The 12994-nt window shown below is 44.5% G+C and carries 13 protein-coding genes; 4 read left to right on the top strand and 9 right to left on the bottom strand.

Annotated elements, in window-relative coordinates; genetic code table 11:
* Positions 1-2: 2 nt before the first annotated feature.
* The 3 genes from ACEPST_RS09420 to ACEPST_RS09410 form a co-directional block, all read right to left on the bottom strand.
* Positions 3-539 carry a PadR family transcriptional regulator gene (locus ACEPST_RS09420; protein WP_204122134.1) on the bottom strand — a complete coding sequence of 179 codons (537 nt, stop codon included), beginning with the start codon at positions 537-539 and terminating at the stop codon, positions 3-5.
* A 185-nt stretch (positions 540-724) separates the two neighbouring features.
* Entirely contained in the window at positions 725-1225 is a 501-nt protein-coding gene (locus ACEPST_RS09415; RefSeq protein WP_204122133.1) for a hypothetical protein, read from the bottom strand.
* 155 nt (positions 1226-1380) lie between these two features.
* Positions 1381-1854 (bottom strand): MerR family transcriptional regulator, encoded by a 474-nt coding sequence (locus ACEPST_RS09410; protein WP_204122132.1) that lies wholly within the window; start codon positions 1852-1854, stop codon positions 1381-1383.
* 208 nt (positions 1855-2062) lie between these two features.
* Here ACEPST_RS09410 and ACEPST_RS09405 point away from each other — a divergent pair, with 208 nt between their 5' ends.
* The 3 genes from ACEPST_RS09405 (at position 2063) to ACEPST_RS09395 (ending at position 5230) form a co-directional block, all read left to right on the top strand.
* The gene (locus ACEPST_RS09405) at positions 2063-2572 is read left to right on the top strand and encodes a C40 family peptidase (protein WP_204122131.1); all 510 of its coding nucleotides are present in this window, start codon (positions 2063-2065) and stop codon (positions 2570-2572) included.
* A 497-nt stretch (positions 2573-3069) separates the two neighbouring features.
* Positions 3070-3897 (top strand): hypothetical protein, encoded by an 828-nt coding sequence (locus ACEPST_RS09400; protein ID WP_204122130.1) that lies wholly within the window; start codon positions 3070-3072, stop codon positions 3895-3897.
* Between the two features lie 433 nt (positions 3898-4330).
* Positions 4331-5230, top strand: coding sequence for a rolling circle replication-associated protein (locus ACEPST_RS09395; RefSeq protein WP_204122129.1), 900 nt, complete (start codon positions 4331-4333; stop codon positions 5228-5230).
* 50 nt (positions 5231-5280) lie between these two features.
* Here ACEPST_RS09395 and ACEPST_RS09390 read toward each other — a convergent pair whose 3' ends face one another.
* From ACEPST_RS09390 to ACEPST_RS09380, 3 genes are all read right to left on the bottom strand, one after another.
* Entirely contained in the window at positions 5281-6525 is a 1245-nt protein-coding gene (locus ACEPST_RS09390) for a hypothetical protein (protein WP_204122128.1), read from the bottom strand.
* Positions 6526-6539: 14 nt separating this feature from the next.
* Entirely contained in the window at positions 6540-7391 is an 852-nt protein-coding gene (locus tag ACEPST_RS09385) for a hypothetical protein (RefSeq protein WP_204122127.1), read from the bottom strand.
* 215 nt (positions 7392-7606) lie between these two features.
* Positions 7607-8371 carry a hypothetical protein gene (locus ACEPST_RS09380; protein ID WP_395390671.1) on the bottom strand — a complete coding sequence of 255 codons (765 nt, stop codon included), beginning with the start codon at positions 8369-8371 and terminating at the stop codon, positions 7607-7609.
* A gap of 484 nt (positions 8372-8855) precedes the next feature.
* On the opposite strand from ACEPST_RS09380, the gene ACEPST_RS09375 reads away from it, so the two are divergent.
* On the top strand, positions 8856-9227 hold the full coding sequence (locus ACEPST_RS09375; protein ID WP_203642970.1) for a helix-turn-helix domain-containing protein: 372 nt from the start codon (positions 8856-8858) through the stop codon (positions 9225-9227).
* 295 nt (positions 9228-9522) lie between these two features.
* Here ACEPST_RS09375 and ACEPST_RS09370 read toward each other — a convergent pair whose 3' ends face one another.
* From ACEPST_RS09370 to ACEPST_RS09360, 3 genes are all read right to left on the bottom strand, one after another.
* Complete coding sequence (locus ACEPST_RS09370; RefSeq protein ID WP_395390670.1) at positions 9523-10623, bottom strand: isopeptide-forming domain-containing fimbrial protein; 1101 nt, start codon at positions 10621-10623, stop codon at positions 9523-9525.
* Between the two features lie 317 nt (positions 10624-10940).
* Positions 10941-11768: a hypothetical protein gene (locus tag ACEPST_RS09365; protein ID WP_395409178.1), complete on the bottom strand. Its 828-nt coding sequence runs from the start codon at positions 11766-11768 to the stop codon at positions 10941-10943.
* A 217-nt stretch (positions 11769-11985) separates the two neighbouring features.
* Complete coding sequence (locus tag ACEPST_RS09360) at positions 11986-12819, bottom strand: hypothetical protein (protein WP_204122179.1); 834 nt, start codon at positions 12817-12819, stop codon at positions 11986-11988.
* Between the last annotated feature and the right edge of the window lie 175 nt (positions 12820-12994).

Genomic DNA, 12994 nt, shown 5'->3' with positions numbered 1-12994 from the left:
GTTCATTCTCCCTTATCTAAACGCGCGAGTCGGGCGGTAATCCAGTCGGCCTGGGCCTGAGCGCGTCCTTTTTGTAGCTGATTGACCTGAAGCGCATCGGCCACGTCGGTCGGGACCATTCGCGGTTGCGTCGTCAGGTAGTCGTTTATGTCTCGCAGGTTGTCTAATTGAAACTGCGTAAAGCTTTGAAAATCCTGTAACACGGTCCGCTGGTCGGGCACGCTTAATAAATGTAAAAAATTGCACTTGATTTGAAAGACCAGCTGGGACTGCTTGTTGACAGTCACTGGTGCCAGGATCAGTGTTTGAAAATGGCTGCGGCCTTGCGATGTGAGAGTCGCCACTTTCTTGGGCCGCTGACTGGTTTCAACCGTGGTCAGGGTGATGTCCCCCGCCTGGCTGAGCCGCTCGAGTAAGGGGTACAGGACGCCATAGCTGACGGTCTGTTCCTGCCCCACTACCGACTTGAGCGCCTGGCGTAGCTGATACCCCGCCATCTCTTGATCCATGAGTTGGCCGAGCACAAATAATTCGTACAAACAAGTCGCTTCCTTTCCGCTGACTAAGTATAGTATATCTGGCAGATACATTCAACGGTGGTTTATGACAACTTAAAATTAACAACTACTCAATTCCAGCGTAAGGATTAATTACTATGCCTAAACACTGTATTTTGCAACAAATTAAAAAGACAATTACTCGGCTCTCAAGTAATCGTCTTTCTCTAAACAGATATTGTTGCCATTCGGCTTTTAAGAGACGGCACATCCTGCCACATTTGCTGCACAACATCAGTTGGTCCCGTAAAGATAACCTTAGCGTATGAATTTTCATAATTGATTGCGTCATCCGACATTGATTTAGCCATCTCTGCCAGTCTGATTCTAAGAGACGTCGACTGTGCAATGGCTAACTCGCGAATGACTAGGATCATATTACTTTCAAGCAAATTTCTTGCTAGTAGGTTAAACGCATCAACGCCCTGTTCAGAAAACGGTGGGACAGCCTCCAGCTTAGTAACATTCGCTATAAATTCTTTGTCTGTCATTAGCGGTGTCCCATCAATCTGCATACTCGTAGTCCCATAACGCTGCTCTAAGGTTGTCAAGTTGTTGGCTACTAGATTAATTCTGTCATTAAGACTTCCACCAAAAATAAATACCTGTCGTCCTTGTTGCGAAAACTCGCGAGAAATATTTCTATCTCTGATTTTCTGGTTTACCAAACTACCCCAGCCTCCCAGTTAACCGATTCAGAACCTTGTGTGACATCATCATATCATGTTCTGCAGGAAAAAATCGGTTATTCCTCTGTCGCGTCAAAAAGGCCCAAGGCAATCCGCCCTGGACCTGCTTACTGTTACAAAATTGTGACACCACGCTATTCCGCTTCGGCCCGCGTCATCTGCTGGGCCTCTGCGTTTGGTAAGAGCTTGTAAGTGATGGGCCCATCGCCATCCGGCACTAGAGCCATCAACGTTTGCTCGGCATCAAAGGCCCCGAGATTAATGGCCAGTTGGTCATCGACCTTGGCAAATCCCTGTAGTCCGCTTGAAATGAAATGGTGAATGTACGCCATTCGGTTTTGGCGGGCAGCAGCTTTCTGGGCCGCCGCCGCTAACGTGAACCCCTCGTCCATGAAATACTTGATCAGTGACACCTGAATGAAGGTCTTAAACGTGTAGACCCGGGCCTGCTGGCCATCCGTGCGTTCCTGTGAGCTGATCAGTTCCTTCTTCTCCCAATACCGGAGCTGCCGGGCAGAAACGTCCGTCATTGAAGCCAACTCCCCGATTCGGAAAACTAACCGACGAACATCAAAGAAATGCCGGGCTTCGTTCGTAAATTGTGCCATGTGTCCTTCTCCTCCCCTTGACGCTTATGTAAACTAAGTTACCAATTATGTTAGATAATAGCAAATTCCGCACCCCAATTACAACTTTCTGGTTAAAAGTAATGTTTTGTTTAAGACATTTAACAGCCCTGCAACTGGCTTGTTACATGTTTGTCATATTACATTGGTATCCTTGTACTTGTAAAATTCATGAGGGGTGTTTATTAGGATGAAGAAATTTATTAAAGCAATTGCAGCAAGCGCATTGGTTTTCGTTGGATTCTTTGCTTTTAACGCCGGTTCTACGACGTCTGCTTCAGCCGCTACTAAGAGCGACTTCACGTCTATCTACAAGGTTGCCAAGGCTCACTTGGGCGCTAGTTACGTTTACGGTGCTACTGGCCCAACTGCCTTTGATTGCTCTGGCTTCACGGGTTACATTTACAAGAAGGGTGCTAGCGTAACATTGCCACGGACTGCACAAGCCCAATACAATGCTTACAAGCACGTCAGCTACAAGAACATCAAGAAGGGTGATTTGGTCTTCTTTGGTGGTAGTGCTTACTCTATCTCCCACGTTGGGATGTACATTGGTAAAGGTAAGATGATCGATGCCCAAAACCGCGGTGTCGTTCGCGAAGCCGTTCATGCCCCATGGTGGCACGCTGTTGGTTACGCTCGGGTAACGACTGCTGATAACAGCAACAACGCTTCTTCTAGCGCAACTGATGCTGATTAATTTCTAAAACCTAACGTTCAGTAATCTCCTCATGAATTCAACTGAACGAAATAAATTCGACACGTTACGCGTTGGCAATTGGCCGGCGGTAACGTGTTTTTTTGTCATTAAGTTGCCCCGTGTTACTTGCTTTTCCTTCATTAAATAGGCATAATACTTACGAGATGATTTCAGCCATTCGGGGTGAATCATCTTGATTTACTCCCGGCTCATGCTCTCATCCATTGGGGATGAAACATGGGCCATTTTTTCGTCCCACTAAAATAGTATCTATCCTGTGCTTCTCACAAGAATAGCATACACGCAAAGCTCACTGTCAACCTATATGTCTCTTCCCCCTTCAACCACCCCCTAACATCGGACAAGATTAAATCCCGGGAAAGAATCAAACAGCGAATTCGTTGTTAATTCTTATACGCCATTGAATAACTGTCATTACCAAGCTAAACTGAATATATCATCTGATTAAAATTTATCTTCGAATGGAGGAACATACTTTGACTCAGACTAACCCCGTTAATACCATAGAGACAAAACCAACCAAGGAACAAGTAATTAGCGCCTTTCAAAATGATTTCGAACAAAAGAAAAAGGCATTCCCTGATACAACTAGTGTCGCTAAGGTTCCCATTGCCTGGTTTGGAAATGAATCGGCATACCAATCCAGTAAAAGAAAAATTCTTACAATAGCGGTAAACCCTTCTGATGTTGAGTTTGTTGATGAAGAGACAAAGCTTCCTGTCGATCCCAGTAGGTTCCCATCGGATTTAAAATTAGAGGATAGCTGGAATACCTACTTTGAAGATCCTGAACAAAAACGAAAAGAAGATCCCAATCCTTACCTAAACTGGTTCAAAAATTTGGAAAAGGAATTACCGTACTTCAATGCCAGCTACTTTAAAAAATACGATAAAAACGGCTCCCCCCTTAACAGAGCTATTCATATTGATTTCGAAAGTGCAATAGCTACCACAAAAAAGTGGAGTGCAATAGACCCAACGCAGCAGTCACTAATTTCTAATCACGATAATTTCAAATGTCTTTTTGATTACTTGGATCCTGATGTTGCAATCCTCTATTCTCGACTGCCTGTGTTTGATGAATTTGTGCGTACCGTAAGCCACGGGAATTACATTCGCCCAACCTTCATTCTTAAAAATGGCAAAGTTGCGGAGCCAGGAAAAGTGGAACTTAAAGATATCAACGTTGGTATAATTACAAATGACACCACTAAAACCAATTTAATCTGGGTGAAAAATTCGCAGAGCACCAACCGGTGTTATGGTAAACGCGTTCAACCATATTTAAAAGACTTTTCCAAATAATCTCAGCCATTCGGAGTGAATCATCTTGATTTACTCCTGGCTCATGCTCTCGTCTATTTGGGATGAAGCATGGGCCATTTTTTATTAGCAACTCCCCGCCTACTCTATAGTAGAAATTGAATCCTTCAACACACACTGCCAACCTATATGTCTCTTCCATCTCCCTAAATTTTCCAGCCTTCACGTCAAAACACGTGGGGGCTATTTTTTGCCCCTAGATAAGCGAGTTACGACTCTCTTCCCACTTAGCCACACCCTTTCGTACCGGATAGGCCCCTTGAATTTCTATAGAGTTGACGACCAATCACCGTTAATTCTAACTTGGAGGTTCTATCCATGACAAACTTAACAAAGCAGTACCTAACCGCCGTTCCATTAGACTTGATTAACATCAAACTTCCCACCGGTGCCCTAACTTGGGGAGGTGGCTACCTTGACTGAGTCCAAGACCATTCGTGCCATTCATCCCGTCGAAACCATCGCCGCGCACGCTCGGGTCAAGGTCACCCGCATGCAGCAGATCACCGAGATTCAGTACAGCCAGCACCGCAATACCTGTGCGACCATTCGCCGGCTGAACAAGACCAAGTACGTGGTGCTCAGTACCGGTGAACTCAAGGCGTACGTGCGTAACGACAACCGTGCCCAGAATCTGGCGTCACTCAAGGCCAGTCTCAAACGCCTGCGTCGCCTCATCAACAACAATTTCTCCGGCGAGCAAGACGAGCTCTTCGTGACCCTGACGTACGCTGCGGACGTGACCGACCCCAAGCAGATCAGTCGGGACTTCGACCGCTTTATCAAGCGTCTCCGCCGGCGGTTCGCGACCTTCGATTACATCAAGATTGCAGAACCCCAGGGACGCTTGAAGTCTGGCCGGGCTGTCTGGCATTACCATTGCCTGTTCAAGGGCATCCCCTACCTCGACCCCACTGACCTGACCGAACTCTGGGGTCACGGTTACGTTAAGACCAAGGCGCTCCAGGACGTGGACGACATCGGCCGTTACCTCACCAGCTACCTGACAGACATCCCGCTGAAAGACCTCAGTCGTGTCACCGACTTTACCGGTAACCTCCCCATCGTGACTAAGACGGTGAATGGTCACGACAAACAACTGGTCAAGCGGGGCCGGCTTCAGTACTACCCGTCTGGCATGAATTTTTACAGCTCATCCCGGGGAATCAAGGCCCCGACCAGTCAGTACATGGCCTACGACGAGGCTAAGAAATCGCCCCTAGGCAAGCTGACCAGTGCCACTGAGGTCGTCATCGAATCCGGTGATTTCCATAACAAGGTCATTACGGAAGAGTACAACGCCCGGCGCCACTAAGCGCCGGTCCACTAGCAGATTGTCAGAACCCTTGACAGTCTGTTTTTGCGTTAGGTTGCCCCAACTGGCAGATCAGCAAAGCCCTTGAACTTGTGCGTCGAATTAACGTCAGCCACTGAATTATGTGAAAAGTTCGTGACGGCGGAAATCTTGGTTACCGTGAACCGCTTAGGAAGGGTATCTGTGATGTAAGCCCCCTTCTTTGCGGAGACAGTGGCGTTAACGTTGTAAACCATGGTGTCGTTCTTGTCTTTCAACGTATTGGCCGTAGAGGTCTTGCCGTTGTAGGTAATGGACTTGGAGATGGTAGACTTGGGCTTCGGAAAAGACTTCGCACCTGTGAAAACATACTCGTTATTTCCAGAGCCATGCCCCTTGATAGTTAGGTCAATCGTTTTTGCGCCATCGGCCTTGTATTCGACAATTGCCCCAGAGTAATGAATATCTGGGTTAAGGTCTCGACTACCTACATCAGCCCAAATAGTATGAAGGTGGTTAGGATAATCAGTACCCTTCTTTTCTGGTACTACCATACCATAGCCACCATTGGGTCTTTTTGCCAATGGATCCCAGCCTTTACCCCCAATTTTACTGGTAGAGGGCTGAAGATTACTAGGAAAGGTTAACCCGTTTTGAACTTGAAATAAATCATTCTCAGCTTTCTTAGTATCAATCCAAGAATACCGCGGATGGGTATCTGTCCAAGGGTGCCAAGAAGATGGATGCGTATTAGATTTGATAGATTGGTCAAACGAAGTTGCCAAAATTGGCTTAGAATCTGTGTTACCCAGTTTAGCTGGTTCCAAATCAGTATAAGCTAAACCAATAACATCATTGTCCCACTTAACTACCCCGCCAGAATGGTAATGGAATGAAATTTCAACATTAGCAGTTTCACTACCACCGCTAAACATGTTAAAAGACACCCCATGCTCAGATTTATACCCCATGCCAGAAGAACCACTATGACTTTTTACTTTTACCCACATGTCAATTTGTTTCTTAGTTCCAGGGTATACACCTAGCTTTTCGTATTTAATTGTCATCCCATTTTTAGGTACCCAGGCGTGCATGCCATCTTTACCCCAAGAAGCTGAACCTAAAGAAGCACCTTGACCAGATACGCTGTAAGAAGACTTAACTCCATCGTTCCAATGCGGAGACCATGTAGTATCACCAGCTGCTTGCCACGTAGCTGCATGAGCAGTGGTAGGAGAAGTATTTAGAGTTACCCCTAATGTTGTTAACGCCATAAATGATAGCAAAGAATATTTAAAACTCTTAGATAATTTCATGTTAAGGTTCACCCCTATTCGTTATTTACATGTTTACGTTGACGCAACCATAACGCTAATGCCGTACCCCCGAGGCCCAGGATTCCAAGGAGTCCAATGGTAGCGAGTAAGACTGTTTGCTTGCTGTCTTCACCTGTACCAGGTAGGTTACCCTTCTTGGAATGGGACTTTGTTACAGGTTTTGTACTAGATACATTGCTGGAACCTGTACTTGATCCGGTATTACCTGGAGCGTTCACGGATTCTTTGCTAAACTCACTGGTACTGTGACTATTTGGTTTAGCAGAAGACGAATTTGCAGTGGAAGAACCTGAGTTACTGTTGGAATCAATGTTGTTATCAGTAGAATGGTTACTACTATTTTCGTCTTGGGCCGTGGATTCTTCGTATTCGTGGGCATCTTGGGTATCTTTGATTGGATCGGAACTGTTTGAATTAGAAGAACCGGTACCTGGTTCTTCGGCAGTGGCAACATTGTCTCCCATGTCATCTACGTTAGATTCATTAGTACTTTCATCCTTTTTGCCCACTAAATTGCCTTTTGAATCGTAGATACCATAATCATCTTTAAGAACTTCGTTAGCTTGTTTATAAGATTCCTGGTCACCCGAGTTATAAGCGTCAGTAGCCATAGACTGGTCACTTACAATAACCTCTCGTGCAATGCCTGTAACGTCCTTATTGGCCAAGATAATTTTACCCTTCGCTATATACCCCGCTAAAGTCTGCTTAGCCGTCTCACTGGCCGCATAAGCAATCGTGGGTATATGCACCGCGTTAGTAGCCATCAGCGTACCCCCAAGTGAAAAAGACGCTAAGCCAACTACGGCTAACGTGGTAAATTTCCGCTTACATGTATCTGCCATACCTTTCAACTTCTTTCTATATGAGTTATGTACTCGTTATTATTCTTGCATACAGAAATTACTTCTTGGTCTACAGAACATCGAGGAGATCAACAGGAATAATGTATAAAGGGTCTCAAGATAGTATATGGGGTCGTTTAGTCTATAATTAGAAATACAATAAAAATGCCAATCCTCAAAAGAGAATCGGCATTTTTAGATGGCCTTAACTTTTATTAGTATTCAGCTTCATTAATGGTTCCATTAACATATTTAATCTGTTCCTTAATGATACTATTATAACCAGATCCGCTCGCTTCACCGGACTTCATCTGTCCATACAATTGACCGGCTTTTGAATAAGAATCGAAAGCATACTCGTAACCGATATTCTTATCCCAAGCATGGGGATGTTTTGCTAAAATAGTTGCTAACTTATTTAAAGCATCACGAAGCTTGCCTACATTCTTCATTCCCCGATAATTGGTATTAGAAACTGCGTCTGAGGTCAAATTAAAACTATCCTGAGTATTACTACCTTTAATCTTTGTATAAGTAGTCTTACTTGCAATTTTTGTGTTAGTCGTTGGCGCAATGACCGTCTTGTTAGATACCTTGGTCACTTTCCCCTGCTTGCCCTTCAAATTACCTGTCCAAATCCAACCTTTAACGGAACCTTTGGCGTTCTTGACGTAACGGTAAGTGGCCGTCTTACCAGTAGACTTCTTGACACGAACACTTTCAGTCGAATAAAAGGTCTTAGTATTCTTAGAAGTTACATGCTTAGTCAGATAACGACTGGAATAAAGCGTGACACCTTGCTTGGGATGAGCCTTCTTGAAAGTACTCTTCTTGTAGTGGGTGTTCTTCGTAATCTTGGTTACCCGAGCGCCTGTGGTCTTAACGGCCTTAGCTGACGCATCGACCGTTGTGACAGCACCGCCCACAAATAAGGCGACAGACAAAGCAGAAATGGCTTTGATCAACTGAGTCTTTTGCATAATAAATTCCTCCAAATTCTAGAAAATCATTTCGACATCGATTAGTCTCGGTGAACAACTGAGTACAGTTGCGTTTTAAGCTCTCTGACGTATACTGTCGTCAGTTCCATGGTTAGTCACGACTAATTTAATTAGTCGTTTCGCTTAACTCTAGTTTAAAAGCGCCGTTCCGGCGCTTTTAAACTAGAGCCACGGAGAAGGACCCGCGGCAATTGATATACTCAGCGTTCGCTTCAAAAACAGAAACCTATCTTTATGTAATGTCTTCACCAATACAGGTCCTACATCCAACTTTTCTCAAAAAAATAACGCCACTGACAATTGCCACATCTCTCAGATTCCAGCAATCGTAGTTCACAAGCTTAATTTTACTTCTCTAAAATAGCAAAATCAACACACTGATTCTCTATTTTAGCATAATACCGTATTTTAAATAGATAATTATGTATGATTCATTGTGAAAATAGAGAATGGAGGAATCGCTATGAGTAAAACATTGCCAGAAAGAATCACGGATCTACGAGAGGCCAAAGGTATCACCCAAGGACAACTAGCTACCGAGCTCAACTTGGATAAATCAAGTATGAGTCGTATCGAGAAGGGCACTCGTAAAATCTCGACCGAAGAGTTCCTGAAAATTGTCGATTTCTTTAAAATCCCGGCCGATTATGCCCTGGGACGAACAGATGACATGACTGAGCCGAAATTTATCAAGGACGACTTAACGACCATAAAGGTTGACGACCTGCCCTATTACTATCGCGCTGCCATCGACGGCTACGCTAAATTCCAACGCGCCCGTTACCAAGAGCGTCTGAAAGATGGCAAATTTGATCCTACCAATCCATCTGAGTAAATCGTTTTGAGTTAGTCACACACTCACCACCTCCCCATTCACTTGAGGAGGTGGCTCATTTAGTATCATTAATTGTTCCAATTGAAAGGGGACTTGGGCAGCGATTGCTGTTCAAGTCCCCTTTCTGTCTAGGATTGTGATGAGCCAGTCTCCATGGCCACCACGGTTAGCCAACGCGCTTCTACTTAACTTGATTAACATCAAACTTCTCACCGCTACCAAATCTGACAGTGACATCCCCTGTTCACCCTTCAACGTCAGGTCCCCCGGATCACGACACTACAAAACCATCCGCCTAATTAGTAGTGTCGTGATCCGGAGAACTTGAGCTTACCCGTGCTCTTGGGGCCCCGTAAGCGGTATTGACTACGGGCCATTTTAAGCTGGCCAACATACTTGGGTGTTTGTCCATCCAAGTCCCCATGTTACCGGTAATGTGGAAAGTAATCTTCTTGTTCTTGCCGTCTAGCTTGTTATTGTTCAAGGTAGCCTTAAACTTGTGCGTCGAATTAACGTCAGCCACTGAATTATGCGAGAAGTTCGTGACAGCGGAAATCTTGGTTACCGTAAAACGCTTGGGGAGGGTATCTGTGATGTAAGCCCCCTTCTTCGCTGAGACCGTGGCGTTAACGTTGTAAACCATGGCATCGTCCTTGTCTTTCAACGTGTTGGCCGTAGAGGTCTTGCCGTTGTAGGTAATGGACTTGGAGATGGTGGATTTTGGCTTGCTGTTGACCTTAATATTGGCATCAGAAAGAATGAATTCGTCGTTTCCTTGAGAATGCCCACCAACTAAGAAAGAGATGGTCTTGGCACCAGAAGCTGCCTTGTAAACCGCAATTGCCCCCGTATAATGTAAATCTGCACGAAGGTCTCGGTTCATAGCATCGGGATAAGTCCAAAAGCTATGGATATATTGGCGAACTGTTTTACGCTCCTGCTCTACTACCTTGCTTGCTGGATTATACCCCCACTTTCCAGACTTCTTGTTCAATGCTGCCAAAGTTGGAAAATTCCAAGGATCGCCACTAGGTTTATCCATGTGAAAATATCCTTGATTGGCATCCTGGTTATTTAAGAAAGTCTGTTTACCAGTAAGATTACTGTACGGATTCCAACTATCAATGGCTGAAATTTTCTTAACGTACTGGCCAAAAGACTGCTGAATAACGCCATCAGCGCCTAACTTCTTAGGCTCCAAGTCTGAAAAGGCTACCCCAATGGAATCGTCATTCCACTTAACTTGAGTATTTGTGCCATGGTAATAGAAGGACAACTGGACTTTCATGGTACGTCCGGCTCTACCCCCACCATTCATGTTAACTGAAATACCATGGTCTTTCTTGTAACCAACCATGGTAATTCGGGAAGACAGGTCGTACAGTTTTACTTTCATGTCTACAGCTTTACCAGTATTCTGATCTTCCCCGATATAGGTGTACTTAAATACGGTAGGACTGCTTCGACTATAAAAGTGCGGGTCACCTCCTAGACCACTTGTCACAGGTGAACCACCAGATACTTTTGAAATCTTTGTTGTTCCCCCCGTATTAATCTTCGGTGAAAAAGTGACCGTGGGAAAGTCATCCTGCTGCCCATTAATAGCTTTAGCAGTCGTTCCCTTACTTAGTGTTACTCCCATGGTAGTTAAGGCAACTAAAGTTAATGTTGCATACTTAAATTTCTTAGATAATTTCATGTTAAGGTTCACCCCTATTCATTATTTACATGCTTACGTTGACGCAACCACAGTGCTAATGCCGTACCCCCGAGGCCCAGGATTCCAAGGAGTCCCATGGTAGCAAGTAAGACTGTTTGGTTGCTGTCTTCACCGGTGCCGGGAAGATTATCCTTCTTGGAATTATGCTTTGCCGCCGGAGTTGTATTAGATACGCTACTGGAACCTGTGGTTGAACCAGCATTACCCGGAGCATTCACGGATTCTTTGCTGAACTCGCTCGTGCTATGACGGCTTGGCTTCGTAGAAGACGAATTTACAGTGGAAGGGTCTGAGTTACTGTTGGAAGCAGTGTTACTATCAGTAGAATGGCTACCACTGTTTTCGTCTTGAGCCGTGGATTCTTCATATTCATGGGCATCTTGCGTATCAGCTACTGGATTGGTACTACTTGAGTCATCTTCAATACCGGTACCACCCTTGTTATCTCCAGCTTCAGCCGTTTCTTTATCGTTACTATCTTTTTTGGTAGAACCATCGCTGTTGTATCCTTCTCTGTACTGGTTCAAGGCAAGGCTATATGACTGCAAGTCATCTACTGTTGCCTTATCGTCCTTCAAGGATGTCTGTGCTCCCTTGTATACTTGTTGCAATCCGCTATCTTTGGGATTCTTTGCCGCAATATCCTTGAAATAATTCACTGCATTCTGCAAATCCGCTTTTGCTTCACCAACCGTCTGCGTTTTCAGCTTTGCTGCTTGCGCTGTGGCAACACTGACTTGCGGAAGAACCGTTTCAGTACCCCCAATCGCTATAACAGCCACACCAGTCAGCATCAACCCAGTTAATTTCTTCTTACTCATACTTGCCATACCACTCGACACCTTTCCAATATTAGTTATGTAACCGAGTATTGCTTACACAAGAATTGACTTGTGATTGAACAAAGATTATCTGGATTGATGGCAATAAGTTAGATTGTGTCCTAACTGACAGTTTAGGTACAATTGTCGACAAAAAGGTAACGACAACAAAAATACCGGCCCCTAAAGGTCGGTATTCTTAATTTGCTACTATCTGTTAGTACTTCGCAGCGTTGATATATTCGTTGGCTTGCTTAATACTATTATTAATTCCCTTTTGTGTTACTAGCCCCTTAGTATGCCCACCAGCCAACGTTACTTTAATGTCATACGTATACCAAGCATATGATTCAGTGTAATCTTGGTCTACCAAACGGTGAATTGATTCATGGGAAAAACCTTTAAATTTTTTCTTACCCCAAGCGTCCCAAGCATTAGGGTGATTCTTCAAGATAGTCCCCCACTGATTAATCTTGTCACGGTAAGTCGCAACATTTTTAAGCCCCATGAAGTTGGAATTAGATACAGCATCAGAGATAATCTTTACATCTACCTTATCTGAAGCTACAGAAGGATCTGAAGAAGTTTTCTTCAGTGGTGTAACATGTGTCTTCTTGGCAATTTTTACGTTAGTCGTTGGCGCAATGACCATCTTGTTAGATACCTTGGTCACTTTCCCCTGCTTGCCCTTTAAGTTGCCCGTCCAAATCCAACCTTTAACTGAGCCTTTGGCGTTCTTGACATAACGGTAAGTGGCCGTCTTGCCAGTAGACTTCTTGACACGAACACTTTCAGTCGAATAAAAGGTCTTAGTATTTTTAGAAGTTACGTGCTTAGTCAGATAACGACTGGAATAAAGCGTGACACCTTGCTTGGGATGCGCCTTCTTGAAAGTACTCTTCTTATAGTGGGTGTTCTTCGTAATCTTGGTTACCCGGGCGCCTGTAGTCTTAACGGCCTTCGCTGAAGCACTAACCGTTGTGGCAGCACCACCCACAAACAAGGCAACAGACAAAGCAGAAACGGCTTTGATCAACTGAGTCTTTTTCATGCTAACTTCCTCCAAATTTTAGAAAAGATTTTTGACATTGATTACATCTGACAAGTGACTGAGATCACTAGCGTTTTATGCTAGCTAACGTTCGCTGTCAAGGGCTTCATTGTTGCCCATGCCTAACTGGCCGTTTTGCTTAACTCTATTTTAAAAGCGCCGTTCCGGCGCTTTT

The sequence above is a fragment of the Levilactobacillus sp. FUA 3915 genome (genome assembly GCF_044053135.1).
GTDB lineage: Bacteria > Bacillota > Bacilli > Lactobacillales > Lactobacillaceae > Levilactobacillus > Levilactobacillus lanxiensis.
This window is presented reverse-complemented; position numbering and strand designations above follow the sequence as displayed.

Bases quoted from the DNA above. Each gene is read 5' to 3' on its own strand.
- ACEPST_RS09410 (WP_204122132.1), bottom strand. From the start codon at position 1,854: ATGGCACAATTTACGAACGAAGCCCGGCATTTCTTTGATGTTCGTCGG.
- ACEPST_RS09405 (WP_204122131.1), top strand. From the start codon at position 2,063: ATGAAGAAATTTATTAAAGCAATTGCAGCAAGCGCATTGGTTTTCGTT.
- ACEPST_RS09390 (WP_204122128.1), bottom strand. From the start codon at position 6,525: ATGAAATTATCTAAGAGTTTTAAATATTCTTTGCTATCATTTATGGCG.
- ACEPST_RS09385 (WP_204122127.1), bottom strand. From the start codon at position 7,391: ATGGCAGATACATGTAAGCGGAAATTTACCACGTTAGCCGTAGTTGGC.
- ACEPST_RS09380 (WP_395390671.1), bottom strand. From the start codon at position 8,371: ATGCAAAAGACTCAGTTGATCAAAGCCATTTCTGCTTTGTCTGTCGCC.
- ACEPST_RS09375 (WP_203642970.1), top strand. From the start codon at position 8,856: ATGAGTAAAACATTGCCAGAAAGAATCACGGATCTACGAGAGGCCAAA.
- ACEPST_RS09370 (WP_395390670.1), bottom strand. From the start codon at position 10,623: ATGAAAGTAAAACTGTACGACCTGTCTTCCCGAATTACCATGGTTGGT.
- ACEPST_RS09365 (WP_395409178.1), bottom strand. From the start codon at position 11,768: ATGAGTAAGAAGAAATTAACTGGGTTGATGCTGACTGGTGTGGCTGTT.
- ACEPST_RS09360 (WP_204122179.1), bottom strand. From the start codon at position 12,819: ATGAAAAAGACTCAGTTGATCAAAGCCGTTTCTGCTTTGTCTGTTGCC.